Source organism: Salinimicrobium sp. TH3, from assembly GCF_026676115.1.
In the GTDB taxonomy this organism is placed as follows: domain Bacteria; phylum Bacteroidota; class Bacteroidia; order Flavobacteriales; family Flavobacteriaceae; genus Salinimicrobium.
In genome coordinates this window covers 48,419-72,245 of the sequence record NZ_JAPONB010000004.1, presented here as the reverse complement: position 1 = coordinate 72,245, position 23,827 = coordinate 48,419, and the positions used below count along the sequence as shown (strand labels likewise).

General features: G+C 40.8%; 24 protein-coding genes. 7 read left to right on the top strand and 17 right to left on the bottom strand.

What is annotated here, in order from left to right; genetic code table 11:
• Positions 1–64 precede the first annotated feature (64 nt).
• The 3 genes from OU683_RS07800 to OU683_RS07790 form a co-directional block, all read right to left on the bottom strand.
• Positions 65–2,380: a S9 family peptidase gene (locus OU683_RS07800; protein WP_268136947.1), complete on the bottom strand. Its 2,316-nt coding sequence runs from the start codon at positions 2,378–2,380 to the stop codon at positions 65–67.
• 328 nt (positions 2,381–2,708) lie between these two features.
• Positions 2,709–3,125, bottom strand: coding sequence for a DUF1801 domain-containing protein (locus tag OU683_RS07795; RefSeq protein ID WP_268136945.1), 417 nt, complete (start codon positions 3,123–3,125; stop codon positions 2,709–2,711).
• 10 nt (positions 3,126–3,135) lie between these two features.
• A complete protein-coding gene (locus OU683_RS07790; protein WP_268136943.1) occupies positions 3,136–3,633 on the bottom strand; it encodes a DUF4251 domain-containing protein in 498 nt (165 codons plus the stop codon).
• A gap of 185 nt (positions 3,634–3,818) precedes the next feature.
• Here OU683_RS07790 and OU683_RS07785 point away from each other — a divergent pair, with 185 nt between their 5' ends.
• On the top strand, positions 3,819–4,385 hold the full coding sequence (locus OU683_RS07785; RefSeq protein WP_268136941.1) for a 3-hydroxyacyl-CoA dehydrogenase NAD-binding domain-containing protein: 567 nt from the start codon (positions 3,819–3,821) through the stop codon (positions 4,383–4,385).
• 58 nt (positions 4,386–4,443) lie between these two features.
• On the opposite strand, the gene OU683_RS07780 is transcribed toward OU683_RS07785, so the two are convergent.
• From OU683_RS07780 to OU683_RS07715, 14 genes are all read right to left on the bottom strand, one after another.
• The gene (locus tag OU683_RS07780) at positions 4,444–6,474 is read right to left on the bottom strand and encodes an aconitate hydratase (protein ID WP_268136939.1); all 2,031 of its coding nucleotides are present in this window, start codon (positions 6,472–6,474) and stop codon (positions 4,444–4,446) included.
• Positions 6,475–6,760: 286 nt separating this feature from the next.
• The gene (locus tag OU683_RS07775; RefSeq protein ID WP_268136937.1) at positions 6,761–7,492 is read right to left on the bottom strand and encodes a hypothetical protein; all 732 of its coding nucleotides are present in this window, start codon (positions 7,490–7,492) and stop codon (positions 6,761–6,763) included.
• A gap of 61 nt (positions 7,493–7,553) precedes the next feature.
• Entirely contained in the window at positions 7,554–8,156 is a 603-nt protein-coding gene (locus OU683_RS07770; RefSeq protein ID WP_268136935.1) for a 4'-phosphopantetheinyl transferase family protein, read from the bottom strand.
• Complete coding sequence (locus OU683_RS07765) at positions 8,153–8,407, bottom strand: acyl carrier protein (RefSeq protein WP_268136933.1); 255 nt, start codon at positions 8,405–8,407, stop codon at positions 8,153–8,155. The genes OU683_RS07770 and OU683_RS07765 overlap by 4 nt, the downstream gene beginning before the upstream one ends.
• Positions 8,408–8,496: 89 nt before the next feature.
• Complete coding sequence (locus tag OU683_RS07760; protein ID WP_268136931.1) at positions 8,497–9,771, bottom strand: beta-ketoacyl-[acyl-carrier-protein] synthase family protein; 1,275 nt, start codon at positions 9,769–9,771, stop codon at positions 8,497–8,499.
• The gene (locus tag OU683_RS07755; RefSeq protein ID WP_268136928.1) at positions 9,768–10,202 is read right to left on the bottom strand and encodes a 3-hydroxyacyl-ACP dehydratase FabZ family protein; all 435 of its coding nucleotides are present in this window, start codon (positions 10,200–10,202) and stop codon (positions 9,768–9,770) included. Before OU683_RS07755 ends, OU683_RS07760 begins: the two co-directional genes overlap by 4 nt.
• A gap of 103 nt (positions 10,203–10,305) precedes the next feature.
• Entirely contained in the window at positions 10,306–11,100 is a 795-nt protein-coding gene (locus OU683_RS07750) for an enoyl-ACP reductase FabI (protein WP_268136926.1), read from the bottom strand.
• Positions 11,094–12,146, bottom strand: a complete 1,053-nt coding sequence (locus tag OU683_RS07745) for a type III polyketide synthase (RefSeq protein WP_268136924.1) — start codon at positions 12,144–12,146, stop codon at positions 11,094–11,096. The genes OU683_RS07750 and OU683_RS07745 overlap by 7 nt, the downstream gene beginning before the upstream one ends.
• A gap of 9 nt (positions 12,147–12,155) precedes the next feature.
• Positions 12,156–12,863: a methyltransferase domain-containing protein gene (locus OU683_RS07740; RefSeq protein WP_268136922.1), complete on the bottom strand. Its 708-nt coding sequence runs from the start codon at positions 12,861–12,863 to the stop codon at positions 12,156–12,158.
• Positions 12,863–14,014 (bottom strand): NAD(P)/FAD-dependent oxidoreductase, encoded by a 1,152-nt coding sequence (locus OU683_RS07735; protein WP_268136920.1) that lies wholly within the window; start codon positions 14,012–14,014, stop codon positions 12,863–12,865. Before OU683_RS07735 ends, OU683_RS07740 begins: the two co-directional genes overlap by 1 nt.
• 30 nt (positions 14,015–14,044) lie before the next feature.
• A complete protein-coding gene (locus OU683_RS07730) occupies positions 14,045–14,740 on the bottom strand; it encodes a YiaD family glycine zipper/OmpA-like lipoprotein (RefSeq protein ID WP_268136918.1) in 696 nt (231 codons plus the stop codon).
• A gap of 11 nt (positions 14,741–14,751) precedes the next feature.
• Positions 14,752–15,228: a VHS/ENTH/ANTH domain-containing protein gene (locus tag OU683_RS07725; protein WP_268136916.1), complete on the bottom strand. Its 477-nt coding sequence runs from the start codon at positions 15,226–15,228 to the stop codon at positions 14,752–14,754.
• Between the two features lie 81 nt (positions 15,229–15,309).
• Positions 15,310–15,471, bottom strand: a complete 162-nt coding sequence (locus OU683_RS07720) for a DUF1328 family protein (protein ID WP_029033028.1) — start codon at positions 15,469–15,471, stop codon at positions 15,310–15,312.
• A 129-nt stretch (positions 15,472–15,600) separates the two neighbouring features.
• Positions 15,601–17,610: an alpha-ketoacid dehydrogenase subunit alpha/beta gene (locus OU683_RS07715; RefSeq protein ID WP_268136911.1), complete on the bottom strand. Its 2,010-nt coding sequence runs from the start codon at positions 17,608–17,610 to the stop codon at positions 15,601–15,603.
• Between the two features lie 127 nt (positions 17,611–17,737).
• Between OU683_RS07715 and OU683_RS07710 the strand changes: the two genes are divergently transcribed.
• The 6 genes from OU683_RS07710 to OU683_RS07685 all read left to right on the top strand — a co-directional run bounded on the left by OU683_RS07710 (position 17,738) and on the right by OU683_RS07685 (position 23,825).
• Positions 17,738–18,685, top strand: coding sequence for an isopenicillin N synthase family dioxygenase (locus tag OU683_RS07710; RefSeq protein WP_268137382.1), 948 nt, complete (start codon positions 17,738–17,740; stop codon positions 18,683–18,685).
• 4 nt (positions 18,686–18,689) lie between these two features.
• Entirely contained in the window at positions 18,690–19,040 is a 351-nt protein-coding gene (locus OU683_RS07705) for a translation initiation factor (RefSeq protein ID WP_268136909.1), read from the top strand.
• A gap of 9 nt (positions 19,041–19,049) precedes the next feature.
• On the top strand, positions 19,050–19,985 hold the full coding sequence (locus OU683_RS07700) for a DUF1835 domain-containing protein (RefSeq protein ID WP_268136907.1): 936 nt from the start codon (positions 19,050–19,052) through the stop codon (positions 19,983–19,985).
• Position 19,986: 1 nt separating this feature from the next.
• A complete protein-coding gene (locus OU683_RS07695; RefSeq protein WP_268136905.1) occupies positions 19,987–20,862 on the top strand; it encodes a nucleoside phosphorylase in 876 nt (291 codons plus the stop codon).
• A gap of 66 nt (positions 20,863–20,928) precedes the next feature.
• Complete coding sequence (gene ppk1 / locus OU683_RS07690; RefSeq protein WP_268136903.1) at positions 20,929–22,980, top strand: polyphosphate kinase 1; 2,052 nt, start codon at positions 20,929–20,931, stop codon at positions 22,978–22,980.
• Positions 22,977–23,825 carry a substrate-binding domain-containing protein gene (locus OU683_RS07685; RefSeq protein WP_268136901.1) on the top strand — a complete coding sequence of 283 codons (849 nt, stop codon included), beginning with the start codon at positions 22,977–22,979 and terminating at the stop codon, positions 23,823–23,825. The genes ppk1 and OU683_RS07685 overlap by 4 nt, the downstream gene beginning before the upstream one ends.
• The last annotated feature ends 2 nt before the right edge of the window (positions 23,826–23,827 follow it).

Below are 23,827 nucleotides of genomic sequence, written 5' to 3'. Positions count from 1 at the left end.
CAAAAAGAATCTCTCCAAAAATGTTATTTCAGAGAGATTTTTTTCTAAAAAGATATTTCAGGAATTAGTCCTGGAATTGCGGTTGAAGTTCCTCGTCTTTTAAATGTTTGGCATAAAAGCCCATCATTGCCTTATAAAGGTCGATCCTGTTTTCTTCCTTTCCAAAGCCATGTCCCTCATCATATTTTACCATATAAGGCACATCAACACCTTTTGCACGTAATGCTCTTACAATTTGATCGGACTCATCAATATTTACGCGCGGGTCATTAGCTCCCTGAACCACGAACAATGGTTTTTTGATCTTGTCAATATGGAACACCGGTGAAACTTCTTCCATAATGGCTTTTTCTTCAGGAACTTTTTCGTCATACCAAATTTCCCTTAGGATTTGCTCATAAGGCTTCCAATATGGAGGAATGGTTTCCATAAATGTAAATAGATTGGAAACCCCTACATAATCCACACCCGCAGCATAAAGATCCGGAGTTTTTGTAAGTCCTCTCAATACGGCATATCCACCATGGCTACCTCCATAAATAGCGGCTTTATCGGGATCTACCCAACCCTGGTCGACCACGTATTTTAAACCATCTTCAACATCATCCATAGCTTTTCTTCCAATTTGCTTGAAGCCCGATTCCATAAATTCGCGTCCATAACCCCCGGAAATTCTGAAGTTCACCTGTAGCGTAGCATAACCGCGGCTGGCAAACAATTGCGCCTCGGGATTGAAACCCCAGGAATCTCTAATACCTTGCGGTCCACCATGAGGATTAACTATCACCGGAACTTTTTGCCCTTCTAAAGCGGCTTTTGGGAGGGTGATGTAACCATGAATGGTTTTACCATCACGGCTTTTAAAGCTAATAGGTCTCATTTCGGCCATATCTTCTGGTTTTAGCTGGGGCATCAAATTGTACAACAATTCGAATTTATCGGCTTCTACATCATAAGACCAGTATTCGCCATATAGTTTATCACTCTGAAGAAAGATCAAATATTTACTTTCGTTATCGGTCTTATCGGCTATAGAATATTGCTTATCTGGAAATTCTTCGGTAATTCGTTTATGTAACTTTTTATAGTAGTCACTTACCGGTACGATTTCCCGTTTTTCTCCTTCAAAAGAATAATAATCCAACTCATAATCCCGGTGTCGTGACAAAGAAACTCCCGAAATATCATAATTGTCATTTGAAAACAATTTTTTGATCACCTTGTCTTCTTTAAGGTCGTAGAGGTAAACAGTGTTTTTGTCTGTTTCAAGATTTGAAACTACATATGCATCATGCGGATAATCTGTGGCGTAGTTCAATGTGGGGTTAAAAGTGTCTTTCCAGTTAATTTGTTTTACAACATCAAAATCCTTCGTTTCTGTATCCTTATTGTAGTAAAGATCCATATTAACACCTTCACGCAGGCGCACAAACCCTCTGAGAGTACCATCCTTGTCAAAAAGGTAATTCATAATAGGATTTGCTATATCATCATTGGTGAATAATTTTTCCATATCTCCTGTCTGGATGTTTATCTTATAAGGTTCAAAAACCTGGGCGTTCTCCTTGTTCAGGGCAACAATAACATGGTTTTTGTCATCTTTTAAAAGGTCCAAAAGCTGGGTTTTTACCCCTTCGAACGGGGTTAAGTCCATTGTATTTGAACCATCAACATCTGCTGCATATAAATGGTAATTTTCGTTTCCTCCTTTGTCCATGACATAGAGTAATCTACCCTCATTTGCCCAGCCATAGCCGCGTACCAATTCTTCCTTTTCTTCAATCGCCCGGGTGACTTCATCGGTTTCAAGGTTTTTTACATAGACATGGTTTTTAGCATTTTCATCCTTTTCTCTGTAAGACATATATTTACCTTCTGGAGAAAACTGAAAAGAACTGGCCTTTGGTTTGGCAAAATAATCCTCTACATCATATTTATAATTCCCCTGGTCGTATGCCGCCAGTTGCTCCAATTCCTTTTCGGAAGAAGGAAGATATTGATCTCCCGGAACTGTTTTTTCAACTTTCTGAAGTACCAGGGGGAATTCCTGCCCAGACTGTTTAAAAGTACCGGTAATAGTTTCCGCTTCAAGGGTACCTGTATAAGTTGCCCCAATTTTGGCGTAGGCGAGGGTAACCTGACTATTTTCCAGTTCAACCTTGTCCAGTGGCATTCCAAAGGCTCCCTGAAGCGGACTATCCATAGTTCCTGAAAGCGAATCATTCTCCTTTGTGATATCAAATTTTAGGGGCAGTTCATTACCCTGCACATTTAATTTCCCTTCCCAGGAACCTTGTAATTCCTGAGCCTGGATTCCACTAATTCCTGTGAAAACAGAAAATAACAGGATAGAGGACAACTTTAAAAACTTGTTTTTCATTATTTAAGAATTTAACAGTTAAGTCGCATAAGTTAGGTAATTTTCTGAAATTCTCATTTAATATACCCTGAAGGATCTTTGGAATAATTTAGCAGTTGTAACACACGTTTAAATAAAAGAAATGATCCTAATTTCAAAATCAAAAACACAGGACTAAAATTGAAGTATAGAATCTTCTTTTATAAAATGGAATGTGACAATCGATTTACAGCATAGCATTAATATCCCAAAGAACCTTAAATAGGAATTTAAACCCAATTTTTCAAAACTTTTATTTGCACTATAATTTATATTATGTAAAATAGAATGTTTGAAAAGTGAAAGATCTTTATTTATACCTCTCCCTCATATCCTCAACCGATCTCCTTATCAATTTGCTTAATATTTCTTTATTAATATCTTCTAATTTCTTCACATATAAACAGGAAGACGATGTTTTATATTTCCCCAGTTTCTCCAGAATATCATTGTATTCCTGAAAACCAGTCATTATATAAATTGTAAGGTTTTGCTTACGTGGTGAAAATCCGGTAAGAAACCAATCTCCTTCGTGACCCGATTTATATTTATAATGATACTTTCCAAAACCCACCATATTTTCTCCCCACATTTTTGCGGGTTCACCAGTTACTTCAAGAAACATCTTTAAGATTTCCCGGCAATCAGATTGCCGTTGTTCATTTTCTATCTGGTCCAGGAAATCTGTGACGCTGGCTTCGTTTTGTTTGGTTTTTAGATCTGCCATATTTAATTTATTAAGGCCGGTTGACTATTCTGCCATCGTATGAGATCTTCTCCCTTTGTGTCGAGGTCACAGAAGTTCGGGCCACGCCATTTGGATAGATTGTAATTAAGAAGTTAAGATTTTCGGTCTTCCTGCTTCCTTCAAACATGACATTTACAGCTCCTTTTTTGAGATTTTCCTCTATTTGTAGATTCTTTGGTACTCCTTTAAATTGTATGGCGCCACCATCACTGTCATAAGCACCACCCGCATACCGCTCGCCAAAAAAAGGAAGAAAAACTTCTACACTGTCATTTTCAAATTTTATCCGGTTAGGATTTCCAATCAAATTTACCCTGCTGTACTGTGTGGGATTGGCCCATTCATTTTCAATTTCAAATTCCAGGTCCCGCACCATTTCTACCATCTCCTGATACTCTGGAGAATCTGCAATTCCTCTGTTTTGGCTTCCACAGGAAACCAATATCAAGGAAAGAAATATGAACGATAATGATATTTGCTTTTTCATGACCTTCATTTTTCTTTTCAAATTACAAAATTTCATGAATTTATTTAAATCCATTTTACATTCCTGCTTCGTTTTCTGCTTCTTATCGTCAGTTAAAGTAGTCTGAAAATAAACACAATTAGTATTCTTTTGACAGCTTTTAAGAAGGTTAATTAGGACCTTAAAGTAGTTAAAACGAATTTGCTATGAACATAAAAAAAGTAACAGTCTTTGGAGCCGGAAATTTAGGTGCCCGTTTGGCTTTTCATATTGCCTTTAATAATTTTGACGTTACTGTTTATGACCAGGATTATAGTTTACTGGAAGAAGCCAGAACCAGATTTCGTGAATTTGGCGATAATTATCGACAAAATTCCGGAGCCTCAAAGGAACAGATAAACGCTGCGCTCGCTAATATTGCTTATTCCATGGATATTACTGAAGCGGCGGGCAATGCACAACTTATTATAGAAGCCGTGGCAGAAGATCTTGAAGATAAAAAAAGCTTCTACCGGGAACTTCAAAAAACAGCGCCTCAAAATGCCTTTTTTGTCTCCACATCCCAGGGATTAGATCCGGAAATACTTTCAAAAGCATCGGGCAGGTCAGAAAATTTCCTAATCCTTCATTTTATAGGTAAAATTAGTGAATCTCCTTCCCTGGAGATCATAGCTTTACCGGCCGCCCGGCAGAATGTCCTGCAAACTGTCGCCGAATTCTCAGAAACAATAGGAATGGAATTTGACATCAAGTATCCTGAAAAGCAGAACTAAAAAAAACCGGATTTTCATCCGGGTTTTTTTCTATTTACCTATGTTCTTTATACTTGGTTTATTTAATCTGTTTCCTTTCATTATCGGTTACTGTGTTTTCCTTTACAGCTCCTAATTCGCGGTTCTTTAATTGTTCCTTGAATTCATTGATAATTCCACCTTTGAGGAGTACCTGTATTTGCCGGTCACTCATAGTGTGTTTGGTTTCAAACTCTACACGTTGGCCATTTGGTTTATCTACAGTTACTTTGATGTTTTTTCTATTTTTTACATCTTCCCTTAAATTAAGAAGGTTTACCTGGTCCCCCTGCTCTATCTTATCATAATCGGCAATATCAATAAATTCCAGTGGTAGAATTCCGAAGTTCACCAGGTTTTGCCATGCAATTCGGGCATAAGAATTTGCAATAACAGCGATCTGTCCCAGGTATTTTGGAGCGAGGGCAGCATGCTCTCTACTTGAACCCTGTGCATAATTATCTTTTGCTACCACCACATGACCTCCATAATGATCTTTGGCTTCTTGTGCTCTATCATAAAAGGTGTCATCAATTACAGAATAGGAGAATTTGCTAATCTCTGGTAAATTACTCCTAAAAGGCAACACTTCTGCTCCTGCTCTAAGGATCTCATCGGTGGAAACATTGTCACCCATTTTGAGCAGAACCGGGATGTCACAGGCTTCGCGCAAGGGTTCAATGTATGGAAGCGATTTGATGTTCGGCCCTTTCTTCAGTTTTACCTCAGAACCATCTTCGGGTGGTGCTACCAACATCATGGTATTAATAAGCTCTTTTTCGGGATATTCATACCTCGGGTATTTCATATCATACAATTTTTCCAGGTCCCGGGGATCTGTGATTTTTCCGGTAAGAGCAGATGCTGCCGCAGTTTCCGGACTACACAAATAAACCTGATCATCTTCTGTTCCAGACCGGCTGGGGAAATTTCGTGGCATTGTCCGCAAACTAATGGTATCTGAAGCCGGTGCCTGTCCCATCCCAATACATCCCATACAACCCGATTGGTGGAAACGTGCTCCCGCTGCGATCAATTTTTCGAATCCTTTATTAGCGATAAGATTTTGTATTACCTGTCTTGAAGTTGGATTAACGTCAAAAGAAACTTCTTCACGTGTAGCTTTTCCATCCACTATGGCTCCAACTACCCAAAAATCCCTTACTCCCGGGTTTGCAGATGACCCTATAACCACCTGGCCAATTTCCAGGCCTTCCACTTCTCTCACAGGAACAACATTTCCGGGACTGGTAGGTTTGGCAATAAGAGGAATAAGATCATCCAGTACGATTTCATCTTCAAGATCGTAAGAACAACCTTCATCGGCTACTAATTCTATCCAGTCCTCTTCCCTGCCCTGGCTTTTCAGGAACTTTCGTGTCATTTCATCACTTGGGAATACAGTAGTGGTTGCACCTAATTCGGCTCCCATATTGGCGATAACGTGCCTGTCCATGGCACTTAATTCTTTTAATCCCGGACCATAATATTCAATAACTTTTCCTACTCCGCCTTTTACGTCATAACGACGCAGCATCTCCAGGATCACATCTTTTGCACTTACCCAGTCGGGCATCTTCCCTGTAAGCTTCACTCCCATCACCTGTGGCATCTTCACAAAGTAAGGCTGGCCAGCAATTGCCGCAGCCACATCAAGTCCTCCGGTTCCAATCGCCAGCATTCCCAAAGATCCTGCTGCCGGGGTATGAGAATCTGATCCAACCATGGTTTTACCCGGCTTTCCAAATCGTTCCATATGTACAGGGTGACTCACTCCATTGCCCGGCCTACTGTACCAGATCCCAAATCGTTGAGAAGCCGAAAGCAGGAATGCATGATCATCTGCATTCTTAAAATCTGTCTGTAACAGGTTGTGGTCCACGTACTGCACAGCAACTTCTGTTTTAGCACGATCTAATCCCATAGCTTCTAATTCCAGCTGTACAAGTGTTCCCGTGGCATCCTGTAGTAAGGCCTGATCTATTTTTATTCCTATCTCCTTGCCCGGGGTCATTTCCCCTTGTAGAAGATGTTCTTTAATTAATTTTTGCGTGACGTTGAGTTTAGACATTTCTTGAAGATTTATTTTCTTTAAATTATCAATTTTCCCACGGAATCATAGGTGTTTTAACAATATCTTATATTTGGAGCAGGTGAACCGGCAGCTTATAAAATAAGAAAAGGACTAACCGAAAAGCATCTTCCATATACGTTTGCCGGAACTTTTAAGGTTATACAACCTTGAAAATCGAGGCCAACGCGAAAATACTTCAGGGAATAGTCCCATCCTGCGATTGATAACCGCCAAAGTCATTTAAGAGCAGTGGCAGTTGGTTATCATATTATTTTTGAGATAATTAGAGATTGGGATTACTTCCACCTTCTCCTGTATTACCCAATTTTACAATTAGATCCTTTTGCTGTCCTTCAGAAAGATTAAATTTTGGTTTTCCTTTATAAGGAAAGAAGTATCTAAACTCATTTGTGTAAGTTCTCCAGTTCTCTGCAATCCCCCTATTCTTATTTTCACTACCGGTATCGGCTCTCTTGATTTCGTCACCTTCCTGGTCATATGGAGTGGCATCCACAGTATTCCCGGCGAAGATCATTCCTTCATTAATTTCCGAATAAATAACTGCTGTTTCCCCGCTTTTGGAAGGAAAATCTGTGAGTTCTATTGAAAAGTGTTTGAAAATATCATTTTTGGAATTAATATCCCGTACATTAAAATCTGTATTGGTATTATTTACAGGGTGACTAAAAATTGGGGCGCCGCCTGCATCTTCAGAAATTTCTTTAAGAGGAGCGTATGTTTTTTGAAGCGCGTCCTTATGCGTCACTAATATACCTTTGATCTTATATCCTTCTTCCACCAGGTGCTTGATTCCTTCCCTGGCCCCTGGAGCAGTAGTATCAATAAGGAGCATATCCTGTCTGTTCAGGTGCCTAATTGCATATCCCTGGGCGCCATTATCCATTTTAATTATAAAGGTATCGGGAATCATTTTGTGGAATTTCCCCGCTTCAGCTTGTTGAATAAATTCAGCCGACTGGCTGCTAATAACTTCTTTCTTATCGACAGATTTCATGTATTTCTAATTTTTGGATTCAATTTAAAGATACAATCACACCCAAAATCGTCCAAAGCCCTTAAGACTGTTTAACTGTGGTTTCACAGTTAATTAACGACAGGCTGTAGGCGTTGAACCTGCCATGCCCGCTAAAAGAAAAACGATTAAAAAAAATGCATCCCTTCCTGCTCAAAAAAGGCATGCTGTGAGTATCTTTTTTTAGCTGAAGTTCATGTGGATCCACATCAAAATGTTCTGCCACTTTTGTGATGAGTAGCTCTTTTACTGCGGAAGAAGAGCTTTCCAAAATGACATTTTTGAAACCTGATGATGGATTTTTTTCTGCTGATGTGTGGATGAATTCTGAAGTTATTTCTGAAGAAGAAGAATATAAATAGCCTTCAATTTCTATGGTGCCCCAGGCATTTCCTGAAGTCATTTCTAATATTGAGCACTCCTGCCTTAACCAGTTGAGCCGGCGTGGCAGGCGAAATTCTCGTTGATGAGCTTTATAAGCAGCTTCTTTCATGCTCCATAAAAGCCATACCAGCTTGTCTTGATTTATAGATGTGCTAATAAACTCCTGTTCGGCCGGGGAAAATACTTTTCGCAAAAAGCCTTTTCGGCGCCAGTTGCTTTGGCTGCCGGCCAGTTTTAGGTCTACCACATCATTTCCAATCACTGTTCTTTTTGCTTGGTTTTTATGATCTCTACGGCATCATTTACGGTAAGCATGTTGTCCATGGAGTCATTGTCAATGGCAATATTGAATTCATCTTCTACATCCAGCACAATATCCACAAGGTTAGCCGAATTTATCTCCAGATCCTTAATAAAATCTGTGTCCTGTCCAAAATCCTTAAATGCCAGATCGTTCTGAACATATGGTTTCACAATTTTTTTGAGGCAATAAATGATTTCTTTTGTTTCCATATTTGGTTCAAACTTTAAGGTTTTAAATTTAAGGCTTAAGACCTCACAGGCTTTAAAAACTGTGAAGTCTTAGTTATATTTCCTGATCACTAATCCCGGAATTTACTAAAAATCACCACCGCATTCACATCTCCAAATCCAAAACTTGCTTTAGCCACATTATTTACCTCCTTAAAAATAGTCTTTTCCGGAACTTTCTTGCGGTTCACCATCTCTTCAATTTCTGGATGCAGGTCTTCGGAATTAATATTCCCAAAAATAAAATCTTCAGAAACCTGAAGTACGCTGGCGACACTCTCTATACTTCCTGCCGCACTAAGGCAATGGCCGGTGAGACTTTTGAGGCTGTTGATATGTGGAAAATCATTTCCTTTAAGATCCAGGGCTTCGCTCCAGTTCCTAACTTCGGTTGCATCCATTGAAGTCGCAGTAATATGACCATTAATGGCATCCAGTTCTTCTGCCCGTACTCCGGCATCAAAAATGGCATTTTTGATACATCTTTTTACACCTTCAGAATTGGGAGCTGTCATGGAACCCTTGTTTCTTTGGCCGCCACTATTAATGTGCCCGCCAAGAACTTCGGCATAGATCTTCGCCCCTCTTTCCAGGGCAGATTCAAGATCTTCAACAACCATTGCCCCTGCTCCACTCCCAGGAACAAAACCTGCAGCCGATTCGCTCATAGGCCTGGATCCAGCTTCCGGATTGTCATTGTATTTATGGGGCAAAATGCGCATTGCATCAAATCCTCCCCAAATGTAAGGTCCGCTTTCACCGCAACTTCCCGCCAGAATCCTTTTAGCTTTTCCTGCGCGAATTCTATCGGCAGCCATTAATATAGCCTCAGTTCCTGTAGTACAGGCCGAGGAATTGGTGGTCACCTGGTTTCCGCATGCAATCCTGCTGTTAAGGTAAGCGCTAATCCCGCTGGCCATAGTTTGAATCACAGTAGTACTACCAACCCTGCGAGTATTTTTATCGTCAATAAGATAGATGCCCTCCCGGAATTTATCCACTCCCAAAATCCCTGTCCCAAAGATGATCCCATTATCCCAATCGGTTGCTGCTTCAGGTCCTATAGGTAAACCTGCATCTTTCCAGGCATCAACACCCGAGATCATTCCATACACTATTCCGCTGCTGTTAAGCCCCCGCAGTTCCAGGTCGGTGAAATACTCTTTCAGCAATTCCTCAGGAATTTCAGGCTGCCCCGCGATCTGGCACCTAAACTTCAGCCTTTCCAGCTCGGGTATTAATCTTATTCCGCTTTTGCCCTTTTTGAGAGCTTCAGAAAAGGCAGCTAATCCCACTCCGTTTGGAGCGGCCACGCCCATTCCTGTTATTACTACTCTTCTATTCATTCAGCTTTTATCATTCCTGAAATTTCTCCCCTGCAAACGAGTTTTTCTTCAGCATTAAACATTTGTACTTTACATTTCAACTTGTTGAACCTGAAATATTCTTTTTCAGAAACTACTTTCACTTTTTCCCCGGGCAAAACAGGTAAATAGTAATTTACTGTTGCATTTGATAAAGCAACTCCAAAGTTTTCCAGTTCCCGGTCCTTCAGAAGAAATATTCCGAGGCAAACCACCCCGATCTGGGCCATACATTCGGTTAAGATCACACCGGGAGTAACAGGATTATCCTTAAAATGTCCACGGTAGAAATAGGCGTCCTTTTTAAATGTATAAGTTCCTGAAATGCCCTTTTCGGTCACCTCTTCCAGCTCATCCACAAAAAGGAAAGGTTCAGAATAGGGAAGTAAATTTATCAGAGATTCAAAATTCAAGGTTATATCAACGAGTTATGAATGATTTTTTAATATTTATTTTTTTCAGATCCTATTTCTATATTCCCCTATGCTGCCTGCTGAAGATTGAACAGTGCTAACTTTACTTGAGGTGTTCCCCTCCATTTACCGGGATCACAGTTCCGGTGATCCAGCTTGCTTCATCCTTGCTTAAAAGATAAACAGCGTTAGCTATATCTGTTGGAGTTGTAAGCCGCTTAAAAGGATTGCGTTTAAGGGCATGCTGTCGCAGGGTTTCATAGCTGGGGATCAATTCGAGGGAACGGGTCACCGTTACTCCCGCTTGGATACAATTGGCCCGGATACCTTCCGGAGCAAATTCCAATGCTATGCTGCGGGTAATTGCTTCCAGCGCAACCTTGGCCGCCGAAACTGCCGCATAGTCCTTCCAGGCCTTAGTATTTCCTTCACTCGTAAAGGAAAGTATTCTTGCGTCTTTAGAAAATAAATGGGCGTCATAGATCAATCGTGTCCAGTCGTAAAGACTTATGGCCATGGCATCAATGGTTTGCTGAAAATCATCATTGCGCAGGGTAGGTTCTTCTCCCTTCATGGATTTTAAATTTCCTTTCGAGATGCTGTGAATCATGGTTCGTACTTTTCCTGTCTCCCCCATGATCTCCTGCATTTCACTTTTTATCTCTTCCCGCCGGTCTTTCCTGGTGGCATCGCGGTTAAAGGAATGCAGTTTTACGCCCAGGTCGCGAATCTCATCAAAAGCCGATTTTATTTCGGGCAGATCATCTTTCCTGTCCCGGTGAACTACAAGAATATTCATTCCATGTTGGGCCAGCTTTTTTGCCGAAGCAAAGCCAAGTCCACTACTCCCGCCCAGCACAAGGGCCCAGTAATCTTTTCCTTTAAAATCCTTTACCATTCCAAAAGTATTTTTTGAGCCGAAAATCCGGGTCCAAAACTTAGCATAAGTCCCTGTTCCCCTTTTTTAATTGGCTTATTAAGAAATCTTTCCAGAACATAGAGTACCGTAGCACTGCTCATATTACCGTAAAGCCGCAGCACCTCCCTTGTATCATCTATATTCTTACCCAATTTACCAAAAAGATCTTCAACTGTCTGTACAATTTTTTTTCCTCCGGGATGGAAGATCAAATGGTCCACTTTTTCAATAGAAGAATTATTTTTTTCAAGGAAAGGATGAATGATCTCCGGAAAATGATCGGCTATGGTTTGAGGCACATCGGGATCGAGAACCATTTTTAGTCCGAGGTCAGTGAGGTCGAATCCCATAAGATGAGTGGCATCAAAGAAATGGTACATATCATCTCCCACTATTTTTGGACCCACTGCCTCCTCTTCCGAAGACAATAGAACACAGGCTGCACCGTCACCAAAAATGGCTGCACTCACCATATTGGCCATGGAAAAATCTTCAAGTTGAAAGGTTGCGGTAGGACTCTCAACGGCAATAACGGCAGCTCTCTTCCCGGGATGTGCCTTTAAAAAACTGTTAGCGTAGATTAGGCCTGAGATTCCTGCGGCACAGCCCATCTCGGTTACCGGCAAACGCGTGACATCCTGCCGCATTTGCAGTTCATTGATAAGAAATGCATCAAGGGAAGGGATCATGATTCCGGTACAGCTTACCGTAATGATAAAATCAATGGAATTTGCCTCCCAGTTTGCCTGTTCCAATGCCTTTTTAAGCGCCCCGTAACCCAGTTTCTTTACTTCCCTGGAGTAGATCTTATTCTTGTCTTCGAAGGAAGTTGCAGTAAAAACTTCCGAAGGTTCCATTATGGAATATCGTTTATCAACCGCAGCTCCTTCAAAGATCTTGATGACTTTACGCTTGTACCTCTCCTCCTGTCCATCCAGCCAGGTTTCTACAAAAGGAATTACCTCCCGGGTCTCGCGGGAGTATGGTGGGAGTTGTTTTGCCACAGTAGTTATTCTTACACTCATTCTTTTCTTCTATTTATATAAGATCCATTGATATCTAAAGGCCCATTTAGAATTGATCTCCTGCCGGCTTGCCTGGAGGCCCTTTCCAAAGTTTTCCAGTTCCTTTTTTTTAAAGCTTCTAAGGATGGAAGTTAAGCCATCCTTACGATTGATCTCCCTTATTCCAAAAGCGGCACAAAAAGCTTTAAAAAGGTAATACGCAGCCCTGCTCCTTTTTAAGTCGTTAATAACTATCCCAAGGCCGGCCTTTTGTGTAAAAGTTTTCATAAGCTTTTTTATATGCTCATCATTGAAGTGATGCAGGGTTAAGGTACATAAAATAATATCTGCTTCCAGGGTTCTAAATTCTTCTGAAAACACATCCATCCCTTTAAAAGTAACCTCGGGATATGCCGCAAGATTTTCCTCTGCGATCGCCATTGCATTTTGGTTGGCGTCTATTCCCATTAACTCAAATTTTTCCCCGGTTTTGCGCCCGAAGTCAGCAACTTCTTTTAAGATACTCCCGTTACCGCAACCCACATCAATGATCCTTATTGGCCTTGTGTAGCAACAACTTTTAAGGAGCTTTTCAACCCCTTCAACAGTGATTTTATTGCCGCCCAGCCACAGATTTACCTTATCCAGGTCCTTAAGGGTCTTCTCCAGCTCTTCCCCCTGCATATCAAGATCGTCCATGATCTCCTTCTGGTTGGATCTATATGTAGTATTCACCATTATTCTATAGGTTCTCCATGGGTTTGCTTAATGAGCTTTGGCAGCAGAAAAGGAAGACCTGAGATGAGAGTTTGAGAAACTTCTGCAAGTTTTTCCCTTAGCAGGATCTTTTGTAGCCATCCTGCTGTTGTAAATCTTCCAGAAAAGGTTTTTTTCCACCGTTGGCGGTAGGCCAGTTCCATTTTTTCCCGACTACTTCCCTTTTCTATATGCTTAAGGATTTCTTCAGAAGCAATTTTTGCACTGTGAATTGCGATGGCCATTCCATTCCCGCAAAGCGGATGGATAAGACCGGCGGCATCTCCCAGCATAAGCACGTGATCTTCCACAGCTTCTTTTTTGCTGAAGGATATTTGTGCAATAGTAAGCGGCTGTTCAAATACCGGACAGGCTTCCGCAAGAAAACTATCCAAAAATGGGTTTTTCCGAAGTACTTTTTCATTGAATTTTCCCGGATCCTTATGCTGCTTAAAACTTTCATAAGTGGCCAGGTAACACATGTTAATATCCCCGGACTCTGTTCGGGAGAGTCCACAGTAGCCACCATTGAAGTTGTGTAAAGCAACCAGGTCCTCAGGAAAATCCTTCAGCCGGTAATGGCTTTTTACTGCCACCCATGGCGCCGGTTCCTTAAAAAATTTCCTTCCCAGATTTTTATCGAGAAGTGACCTTTTTCCGAAGCTACCGAGAACAAAATCTGCCAGATATTCCTCTTTTGAAGTAATAACTTTAAAATGATTTTCTAAATAATTAATTGCCAGCACCTTTTCCTGAATGACTTCTACTCCATTTTCTTTAGCAGTTTCATAAAACAGATCATCCAACGCAAAGCGACTGATTCCAAAAGCACCCAAAGGCAGATCTACATGCACAGACCGCCCCGATAGTGTGCTATATAAAAGTTTATCGATAATCTTTGGTTGCAATTTACTTAGTTGCACGCCCAGATCATCGAGATAGGGTTTAACTTCTCGAGAAAGATATTCCCCACAGACTTTATGGTGAGGAAAAGTATCCTTCTCAAAAAGGATGATTTTTTGTCCTTTTTGAGCCAGGTGTATGGCTGCTGTTAAACCTGCCAGGCCGCCGCCAACAATAATGATCCTGTCCTTACGCATCCAGTTTTTATTGGGAATAAAAAAACCCGGCATAAACCGGGTTTTAAACTTTATACCGGAATATTAATTGCCGGCCTTTTCTTTTGCTTCTTCTTTAAGTTCTTCGCTGGCCACAATGGCAAGCTCTACCCTACGGTTCTTGGAACGACCTTCTACAGTAGAGTTATCATACTTAGGCTGTGCCTCCCCGTACCATTTTGTCTCGATTCTTCCCTGAGAGATTCCCTGGCTGGTTAGGAAATTTGTAACGGCCTGTGCCCTGTTCTTTGAAAGGGTGAGGTTATAAGCATCACTTCCTGTGTTGTCTGTATGTCCTTCTACAAGAATATTAGTATCGGGATATTCCTGGAAGATGTTGGCAAGTTTCATTAATGCTTCTCTGGACTGGCCTTCAATTGCATATTTATCTGTAGCAAAATACACTCCGCTGGTTTCGTCAAAAGTAACATTGATACCTTCCCCAACTCTTTCTACTTCAGCTCCCGGGATCTCCTGTTCGATCTCCTGGGCCTGTTTGTCCATTCGGTTTCCAATGTACGCTCCGGCAGCACCACCTACAACTCCACCAATAATGGCTCCTAAAGCGGTATTTCCTTCTCCGACATTATTACCTACAACACCGCCAACAACGGCACCACCTGTGGCACCTATAACGGTTCCTTTTTGTTTGTTACTCGCATTTCTTGTGGCATCACATCCCACAAACAGTATGAGGGCTGTAAATAAAAAAGCAAATAATTTGTTCTGTCTCATTTTCATAGTAAATTCAATTATTTATTAAAGTTCATTTTAATTGTAAAGGGCTTTCCTTCAAAGTTTACAGTTTGTTCCCACGTCATTTGGTCGCCCGAAAGATGAGTGAGATTGATCCTGTAACCCTGGTTGCCAAGCTCAGATTTGTAATCTTCGTTGGTGGGTTTAAGCATTAGGTCGTAATTACCCATTGCTCCACCGGCACCGTCGATAGACCAGATAAAAAACTGTGCATTCGAATCACAGTTGATCCCCGAAGGTTCATAGGATCCTGTATTATTATTGGACACGAACATCCAGCTACTGCCTTCAAGGCATCTTGCTGGGATATCGTTCAAAAGGGAAACCTGAATATTCTGGTCATTCCCGGGATAGGTTATACTGGTTAACTGCCAGTCTCCTCTCATGGTTTCCCTGGCTTCGTCTACAACGCGACTGGAACCGCAGGATACGAGGAAAGCTAAACTGAAAAATAAAAAAGCAATTTTCTTCATTCTATGATTTTTGATTAATAAAAAAATCCAATGTCACGACTATAATATTTTTCAATGACACTGGATTTGTTCCGTCTACGATTATCTTCTAAATAGCCTGCTTATAAGGGCTATTACAAGTAGAACCAGGAAGATGTAAAAGATAATCTGCGCAATATCGGCAGCACCTTCTGCAATTCCCCCAAATCCAAAAATGGCAGCGATAATTGCGATGATTAAAAAGATAACGATTAATCGTATCATAATTTAAGGTTTTAGTGATTAGTTACTCTAAATTACATTTCGACCTCCCGCCACACAAAAGATTATTACTTATTTAACAATTTTTTTGTAAAGATATCCTAACAAATAAAAGATCCAGCCAATTCTTTCTTAATACTTCAATAATTCAAGAATTTTATCTTCAAAACGCCTTTTAGGAAGGTAACCTTCTTCCAGGGCTTTTGAGAACGGGATGGGGGTTTCAAGACTTGCTACCCTCATTACCGGTGCATCCAGAAATTCAAAACAGTTTTCGGCGATCATGGCGGCGATATCCGATCCCAGACCCCCGAATAGACTATCTTCCTGAAGAATAATTACTTTTCCTGTTTTCCTGACTGAAGAGAAAATAGTTTCGGTATCCAAAGGCTGCAGGCTTCGCAGGTCTACCAGGTCTGCTTTTATATGGGGATGAGCTTCAAGTGTTTCCAAAGCCCAGTGCACGGCAGCTCCAAAGCTTATAACTGTAATATCTCCCCCCTCCTTTAACAATGCTGCTTTCCCCAGGGGCAGGGTGTAATAATCCTTTGGCACCTGTTGCCGTATGCTGCGATAAAGCACCTTATGCTCAAAGAAAAGTACAGGATTGGGATCATTAATTGCTGTATTTAAAAGGCCTTTAGCATCATATGGGAATGCAGGATAAACTACTTTCAAACCGGGTGTTTTGGTAAACCAGGCTTCATTAGTTTGACTGTGGAACGGTCCTGCTCCAACCCCTGCCCCACAAGGCATTCTTATAACTACATCGGCATTTTGATTCCAACGGTAGTTCACTTTGGCCAAATAATTTACAACCGGGTTAAATCCTGAACTCACAAAATCGGCAAACTGCATCTCCACCAAAGCCTTCATTCCTTTAATCGAAAGGCCCATAGCTGTTTCCACAATTCCAGATTCACAAATAGGAGTATTGCGAACTCTTTCCCTGCCAAATTCTTCAACGAAGTTCTCTGTAATCTTAAATACTCCTCCATATTCTGCAATGTCCTGGCCCATAAGAATCAAATTCTCATGACGTTGCATAGATTGGCGCAAGCCTCCTGAAATTGCATCTATGAACCTGAGTTCTTCAGTTTCTTTCGAATGATTAACTTCTTCATATACAAACTCTTTGTATACATCATTTAATTCTTTAGTTTCATCAAAATCAATAAAGGGTTCTGCATTGGCCTTTTTTAGGTCGTCATTTATTTCTTGTTTGATTTCGCTTTTTAAAATGGAATCCAGATCTTCAGAAAGAATATTTTCGGCTAACAGGAATTCTTTGAAGTTGTCCACAGGATCTTTTTTTGCCCACTCCTCCATTAAATCATTGGGCACATATTTTGTTCCGCTGGCTTCTTCATGCCCACGCATTCTAAAGGTTTTGAATTCCACTAAAACCGGTCGGGGATTTTTACGCATACTTTCGGCCAGGTGAGAGATCTTTTCGTATACCTCAAGAATATTGTTCCCGTCAATGATATGGGCTTCCATACCATAACCTATAGCACGATCGGCGATATGCTCGCAATTGAACTGTTCCGATGTTGGGGTGGAAAGCCCGTATCCATTGTTCTCAATACAAAACAATACCGGGAGTTTCCATACCGAAGCTATATTAAGAGCTTCATGAAAATCTCCTTCACTGGTCCCTCCTTCACCGGTAAAAACTGCAGTGATCTTTTGCTCTTTTTGAAGCCTGTGTGCGAGGGCAATTCCGTCGGCCACACCCAATTGTGGCCCCAAATGTGAGATCATTCCCACGATCTTAAATTCCTGGGTTCCAAAATGGAAGCTACGATCCCGACCCTTTGTAAAGCCGGATGCTTTTCCCTGCCACTGACTGAATAACCTGAAAAGCGGAATTTCTCTCGCTGTAAATACTCCGAGATTTCGGTGCATTGGCAGGATATACTCATCTATATCAAGAGAAAGTGTCACACCTATTGAAATAGCCTCCTGGCCAATCCCGCTAAACCATTTGGAAATCTTTCCCTGCCTTAACAGCACCAGCATTTTTTCTTCTATTAGTCGCGGCTTTAATAAAGCCTTGTATAATGTGAGGAGCTGCTCATCCTGAAAATTGGTCCTGTCGAATTTTATATTTGGTTGAAATGGAGTTTCTCTAATTTCCATATGTAAGAATTGATTTCTCAAATGTAATTAAATTTGAACTCCTTGTTATTAAGAAAAATTTAAACCCCACTGCACTCTTAGTAATTTATTTAACTTTGTGATACATATAAAACATGATCTTATGGAAATGAACAACATTCCCAGTGTTGACCTTGCAGACTTTTTGTCTGATGACCCAAAGCGAAAGCAGAAATTTGTAAACGAAATAGGTAAAGCCTACGAAGAAATAGGATTTGTCGCTTTAAAAAATCATTTTTTGAGCGATAATCTTGTGTCTGAGCTATATAAAGAAGTAAAAAACTTTTTTGACCTGCCGGTCGAAACTAAAAAGAAATATGAAATCGAAGGCCTTGCGGGCCAGCGAGGATACATTTCCTTCGGAAAAGAACATGCAAAAGGAAAGAAAGAAGGGGATCTTAAGGAATTCTGGCATTTTGGACAGGAACCTTCCAAAGATGCCAATCTTATTGAAGAATATCCTGAAAATGTACAGGTCGAAGAACTTCCAGACTTCAACCACACAGGAATGGAAGCATACAGAATGCTTGAAAAAACCGGGATCTATGTTCTAAGAGCCCTTGCTCTATACATTGGACTTGATGAACATTATTTTGATCATTGGGCAAGCAACGGAAACAGTATATTACGACCTATTCACTACCCTCCTATCACCGAAGAACCCAAAGGGGCAGAACGGGCAGGAGCTCATGGCGACATTAATCTAATTACCCTGTTAATGGGGGCATCTACAGGCGGTCTTCAGGTTTTAAGAAAGGATGGCGAATGGATTGACGCTATTCCAAAGGAGGATGAATTGGTTATCAATGTTGGGGATATGCTGGAAAGGCATACCAACAACAAACTTCGAAGTACAATTCACCGGGTAGTGAATCCTCCAAAGGAACAGTGGAGCACCCCCCGATATTCCATTCCGTTTTTTATGCACCCGCGCAGCGAAATGCCGCTAAATTGTTTGGAAGAATGTATTGATGATGAGCATCCAAAAACTTATCCCGATATTACTGCAGGTGAATTTCTTCATCAGCGACTGGTCGAGATAGGACTCAAAAAATAATTTCATGGGTAAAAAGAAGATGGGACTGGAGGATTTGGGCTTTGTCTTTTCGACAGACAAAGATTTTGAACCCGACCTTCATGAAGATGAAAAGGAAGAGACATTAAAACCTAAGGATCAACTCCTGGAAGCACATTACAGCTCAAAAGGGCGTGCCGGTAAAAAGGTGACGGTAGTAAAAGGCTTCATCGGAACAGATGAGGATCTCACCGCCTTAGGTAAAGACTTAAAAAAGAAATGTGGTGTTGGTGGCTCTGTCAAGAATGGAGAAATCATCATCCAGGGAGAAGTACGTGATAAAGTAATGAGTTATCTTAGTGACATGGGATATAAAGTAAAGCGTGTAGGAGGCTAAAACATTTTTATGGAGGAAAAGAAAATTTTACATATCACAAATGGAGATGACCTTTCGGAACAGATCCTTAATTTAAAACTTCCGGGAGATGTCATCACCTGGAGGGAGATGTTATGTGAGGGCCCTGCCTCCATGGATGTTGGGGACGAGGAGTTTGTGACGCTTAGAAAGACTTTCCTTTATGAGAAATATAAAATCACAGAGGATAGATACCAGAAGGAATTCCTGGCAGAACTGGTAAAACTGGCCGCCATAAATAATTATGACGAGGTAGTTTTATGGTTTGAGTTCGACCTTTTCTCTCATATGAATATGCTGGCCCTAATAAGTTTCCTGCTTCAAAATAAAAAGACTGGTCCTTTTTCGCTGGTATGTAGCCGTAAATTAAAGGGAGAGGAAGAAATGGCTCCCCTTTCCCAGCTTTCTCCCAAACACCTTAAGGAACATTACAAGCAAAGAATTTCTTTGACCGATGAAGATATTCAAACTGCACAACTTATTTGGGAACTCTACTGCAGTAAAAATCCTAAACGTCTGGCTTCAGAAATCAAAAAAACTACAAATTTTGAATATCTCTCCAGTTCTATTAGAGCACATATCGAGCGTTTCCCCAGTGTGAAGACCGGTCTAAATACCCTGGAGGTAAATGTGTTAAAACTCATTCGGGAACATAAAATAACATCTGTGAATCACCTTTTAGGTTACGCTTTACAATACCAGGGTTATTATGGTTACGTAGATGTGCAGATGCAAAGGGTTCTGGATAAACTCCGTCCCTTTTATGAGTCTACAGAGAATGGATTATCTTTAAATGATGATGGCCTCAAAGCCCTTAACGGCACAAAAAATTATTACCAGAATTTAAAGGACGATGAATATTACGGCGGCGTTAGAAAATACGACTTCCTTTACGACCCCGATAACCACGACATATTAAAACTATAACATGAATCATTTAGCAGCTTCAGAATTAATTCTGAACCCTGACGGCAGCATATACCACCTCAATTTAAAACCTGAACATCTTGCCGACACTATTTTACTGGTGGGAGATCAAAACCGGGTAGAAAAGATCACCCAATACTTTGATAAAGTAGATGTGGTAATTAAAAAAAGAGAATTTCACACCCAAACCGGAGTTTACAAAGGAAAAAGGATTTCGGTAATTTCCACGGGAATTGGAACAGATAACATTGATATTGTGCTCAATGAACTTGACGCCCTGGTGAACATCGATTTTGAAACCCGCCAAATCAAAGAAAATAAAACCAGCCTCAATATTATACGCATTGGAACCTCGGGATCAATTCAAAAAGATATTCCTGTAGATTCAATTGTGGTAAGCGAACTGGCAGTTGGTTTCGATAGTTTATTGCATTACTACCAGAGTGATGACGTGCAACTTCAGGATTTTAATGAGGCCATTGAAGATCACCTTAATACCTATGAAAGGAACAGTAAACCTTACGTAGTTCCTGCCGATTCTAATTTGGTCAAAACATTTATGAGTGAAGAGGTGTTTTCTGGTTTTACAGGTTCAAATGTTGGGTTTTATGCACCACAGGGCCGTGTTCTTCGATTACCGCTAAGGGATGATAACATGAAGGATAAATTGGCAGCTTTCAGCTTTAAAGGAAAAAAGATCACTAATCTCGAAATGGAAACCTCGGCAATCTTCGGACTTTCGAAAATGCTTGGACACAAAGCTCTTTCTCTAAACGCGATTATTGCTAACCGGGCAACGGGAAATTTCACTAAAGATGGTGCAAAGGCGGTTGATAACACCATCAAATATACACTGGAAAAGCTGCTTTCTGTTTAATTTCATTTAACAGAATATTTAAAGCACGCTAACCTCATATTTGTATTTTTGGCTAAATCCCTCCCTATGTTAAAGCCTGAAGAGAAAATTACAAGGCATCGCGATTTAAACTGGTTAAGTTTTAACGAAAGAGTGCTTCAGGAAGCACAAAACAGTGCCACTCCCCTGTATGAGAGGCTGAAATTCCTTGCGATTTTTTCAATGAATCTTGATGAATACTTTCGGGTACGTGTTTCTCAATTGAGACAGATGAAACGGGTAGAGAAAAGCATTAGGAAAAAACTTGCACTCAAGCCAAGTAAAACCGTAAAGCAAATTCTAAAAGAGGTAAGGGAGCAACAAAACAAATTTGGTGAGATCTACAGAGAGCAGATAATTCCAGAACTTGAAACCGCTGGAATTTACCTGGTTCACCGGGAAGATTATAATGACCAGCAGGAGGAATTTGCCCGAAGGTACTTCAAGAAAATCAGGAAGTGTATTAAAACGGAGATGTTCGATACTGCCGGTGGGAAAGACTACTTTTTAAAGAACAATGCACTTTACTTCGTAGTTTCCTTTAAAGATAAATCTGAATTTGGGGTGGTAAATATTCCGACAGATGAATGCGAAAGGTTTATAAAGTTTTCTACTGAAACCCCCGAACATAAAATCACCTTTTTAGATGATATCGTAAAGGTCAATATTCCTGAACTTTTTCCGCAGAAGGAAATTGAAGGGATTTATGAGGTCAAGCTCTCGCGCGATGCCGAATTATACATTGACGATGAAATAGACGGGTTGCTGGCAGAAAAAATTTACGAGTCCCTAAAACAGCGAACAGATGGTCAACCTACAAGGTTATTGTATGATGCCGGGATGCCCGAAGAAGATCAAAAAATCGTACGTAAGACTCTTAAACTAGGGAAAATTGACATGATGCCCGGTGGTAGATACCATAACTTTAGTGACTTTTTTTCTTTTCCAGATCCCAGTAATAATCCGGCTTTACATTACGAAGACTTACCTCCGGTAAAACATTCGGTATTAGAAAACGCTGAAAATTATTTCGCCGCAATTGCAAAAAAAGACCAGTCGGTGCATTTTCCTTACATGTCTTTCGAGTATGTGGAACGGTTTATACACCAGGCTGCCAATGATCCCCTGGTAAAAGAAATCAAGATCTCCATTTACAGAATTGCAGATGAATCTGTGGTGACCTCTGCCCTGCTCTCGGCTCTCGAAAATGGCAAAAATGTCACTATTTTCATTGAAGCTAAGGCAAGGTTTGATGAAAGAAACAATATTGACTGGGGACGAAAGTTCGAAGAAGCAGGCGCTAAAGTAATTTATAGTTACCCCAAAATTAAAGTGCACTCCAAGATCCTGCTGGTGAGCCGGGAAGAAAATAATGAACTTAAAGATTACGCTTACATAGGTACAGGAAATTTCAACAGTAAAACTTCTAAAATCTACTGTGACCATGCTGTTTTTACCGCTCACGAAAAAATAACTTCCGAACTTTCCAGAGTCTTTCTTGTTCTGGAGGGGGAATTGATCATTCCCCGCGCAAAGCACCTTCTCATTTCGCCCTTTTCAACAAGGAAAACCTTTACTGACATGATCAACAGAGAGATCACCAATGCCAGGATGGGTAAAAAAGCTGGAATTAAAGCAAAAATGAACAGCCTGGAAGATAAAGAGATCATTGATCTTTTATATGACGCCAGTGAAGCCGGCGTGAAAGTAAGGCTGCTGGTAAGAGGTTTTACGTGCCTGGTACCGGGTGTAAAAAATTTAAGTGAGAATATTTACATGACAAGTATCGTCGATAGATTCCTGGAACACGGCCGGATTTACCTCTTTGAAAATAATGGAAATGAAGAGCTCTATTTTGGTAGCGCAGACTGGATGACCCGAAACCTCGATCGAAGGATAGAAGTAATTGCTCCCGTCTATGACGAAGATATCGCCAGGGAGTTTAAAGATATACTGGAGATCCAGTTTAACGACAATGTCAAAGCCCGAATCCAGGACCTGGAGGAAAAAAATAATTTTGTACAGCCACAACCGGGAGAGAAAAGGATAAGATCGCAGTATGAGATCTACAATTATTTAAAGGAAAAACATGCCTTATGAGAAGTATTAAAGTAGGTGGAGTACCTGAACATTTCAACCTTCCCTGGCATCTTCTTATCGACGACGGGAAATTCAAAGAGAACGGCCTGGATCTTTCCTGGAGAGATTTTCCCGACGGGACAGGCGCCATGTGCAAAGCCATGCGAAGTAAAGAAATAGACGTAGCCGTTATTCTTACTGAAGGTATTATAAAGGATATCCATAATGGTAATGATGCAGTTATTGTGCAGGAGTACATTGCTTCTCCCCTTATTTGGGGAATACATGTGGCTGCAGAATCCAACTTCAAAACTTTGGAAGACCTGAAGGGTCAAAAAGTTGCCATTAGTAGATATGGATCGGGTTCACATTTGATGGCTTATGTAAATGCCAGGAATCTCGGCTGGGATCCTTCCAAATTGGAATTTGAAGTAGTAGGTGATATTGATGGCGCCATAGAGGCCTTAAGATCGGGAAAAGCAGGTTATTTCATGTGGGAACACTTCACAACTAAGCCCCTGGTAGACAAAGGAATATTCCGGAGGATAGATGACTGTCCCACGCCATGGTCCTGTTTTGTCATTGCCGTGAACAAGGACTTTATGGACAGAGAACCGGCCGCAATACTAACTATGCTTAAGACGTTAAACAATTTAACGAGTCAATTCAAAAAGATTCCTAAAGTAGAAACGGCTCTGGCAAAGAAATATGACCAGAAGGAGGAAGATATTCAACAATGGTTAAAGATCACCAACTGGAGTCAAAAACAACTTTCGGTTGAGGAGATCCACAAGGTACAGGAACAACTCAAAGAACTCGGGTTAATTTCTGAGATGAAGGACAATCTCGATTTCCTCCCCCACTAAAA

Bases quoted from the DNA above. Each gene is read 5' to 3' on its own strand.
- OU683_RS07735 (WP_268136920.1), bottom strand. From the start codon at position 14,014: ATGCCGGGTTTTTTTATTCCCAATAAAAACTGGATGCGTAAGGACAGG.
- OU683_RS07725 (WP_268136916.1), bottom strand. From the start codon at position 15,228: ATGAAGAAAATTGCTTTTTTATTTTTCAGTTTAGCTTTCCTCGTATCC.
- OU683_RS07685 (WP_268136901.1), top strand. From the start codon at position 22,977: ATGAGAAGTATTAAAGTAGGTGGAGTACCTGAACATTTCAACCTTCCC.
- OU683_RS07710 (WP_268137382.1), top strand. From the start codon at position 17,738: ATGAACAACATTCCCAGTGTTGACCTTGCAGACTTTTTGTCTGATGAC.
- OU683_RS07750 (WP_268136926.1), bottom strand. From the start codon at position 11,100: ATGGTAAAGGATTTTAAAGGAAAAGATTACTGGGCCCTTGTGCTGGGC.
- OU683_RS07790 (WP_268136943.1), bottom strand. From the start codon at position 3,633: ATGAAAAAGCAAATATCATTATCGTTCATATTTCTTTCCTTGATATTG.
- OU683_RS07720 (WP_029033028.1), bottom strand. From the start codon at position 15,471: ATGATACGATTAATCGTTATCTTTTTAATCATCGCAATTATCGCTGCC.
- ppk1 (WP_268136903.1), top strand. From the start codon at position 20,929: ATGTTAAAGCCTGAAGAGAAAATTACAAGGCATCGCGATTTAAACTGG.
- OU683_RS07780 (WP_268136939.1), bottom strand. From the start codon at position 6,474: ATGTCTAAACTCAACGTCACGCAAAAATTAATTAAAGAACATCTTCTA.
- OU683_RS07760 (WP_268136931.1), bottom strand. From the start codon at position 9,771: ATGAATAGAAGAGTAGTAATAACAGGAATGGGCGTGGCCGCTCCAAAC.
- OU683_RS07765 (WP_268136933.1), bottom strand. From the start codon at position 8,407: ATGGAAACAAAAGAAATCATTTATTGCCTCAAAAAAATTGTGAAACCA.
- OU683_RS07695 (WP_268136905.1), top strand. From the start codon at position 19,987: ATGAATCATTTAGCAGCTTCAGAATTAATTCTGAACCCTGACGGCAGC.
- OU683_RS07785 (WP_268136941.1), top strand. From the start codon at position 3,819: ATGAACATAAAAAAAGTAACAGTCTTTGGAGCCGGAAATTTAGGTGCC.
- OU683_RS07715 (WP_268136911.1), bottom strand. From the start codon at position 17,610: ATGGAAATTAGAGAAACTCCATTTCAACCAAATATAAAATTCGACAGG.
- OU683_RS07795 (WP_268136945.1), bottom strand. From the start codon at position 3,125: ATGGCAGATCTAAAAACCAAACAAAACGAAGCCAGCGTCACAGATTTC.
- OU683_RS07700 (WP_268136907.1), top strand. From the start codon at position 19,050: ATGGAGGAAAAGAAAATTTTACATATCACAAATGGAGATGACCTTTCG.
- OU683_RS07740 (WP_268136922.1), bottom strand. From the start codon at position 12,863: ATGGTGAATACTACATATAGATCCAACCAGAAGGAGATCATGGACGAT.
- OU683_RS07705 (WP_268136909.1), top strand. From the start codon at position 18,690: ATGGGTAAAAAGAAGATGGGACTGGAGGATTTGGGCTTTGTCTTTTCG.
- OU683_RS07730 (WP_268136918.1), bottom strand. From the start codon at position 14,740: ATGAAAATGAGACAGAACAAATTATTTGCTTTTTTATTTACAGCCCTC.
- OU683_RS07800 (WP_268136947.1), bottom strand. From the start codon at position 2,380: ATGAAAAACAAGTTTTTAAAGTTGTCCTCTATCCTGTTATTTTCTGTT.
- OU683_RS07775 (WP_268136937.1), bottom strand. From the start codon at position 7,492: ATGAAATCTGTCGATAAGAAAGAAGTTATTAGCAGCCAGTCGGCTGAA.
- OU683_RS07745 (WP_268136924.1), bottom strand. From the start codon at position 12,146: ATGAGTGTAAGAATAACTACTGTGGCAAAACAACTCCCACCATACTCC.